Genomic DNA, 268 nt, shown 5'->3' on the forward strand with positions numbered 1-268 from the left:
GCACTTAGCCTGTTAGCGGCTTTCAATAGGTTCAAACACATCGCCTTCAGATGGCTTTGTGCACTCACTTTAATCAGCCCGAAATAGGCTGCCCGCGCATAGCGGAACTTCCGGTGTAACGTACCGAAGCTTTGTTCGACCACATAACGGGTTTTCGACAAATATCGGTTACGTTTGGTTTGCACTTCCGACAGCGGACGGTTGCGGTGGGCTTTGCGCATAATGCCGTCCAACAACCGATGCTCTTTCAGATGTTGCCGGTTTTCCT

1 protein-coding gene is annotated in these 268 nt (G+C 50.7%); it reads right to left on the reverse strand.

Translation table 11 applies throughout. The features are described 5' to 3' along the window. On the reverse strand, positions 1-268 hold a 268-nt coding region (locus ACTHRE_RS11145; protein WP_440345149.1), incomplete at both ends, for a transposase.

This window comes from Neisseria sp. P0001.S007, from assembly GCF_051963655.1.
GTDB classification, from domain to species: Bacteria; Pseudomonadota; Gammaproteobacteria; order Burkholderiales; family Neisseriaceae; genus Neisseria; species Neisseria subflava_A.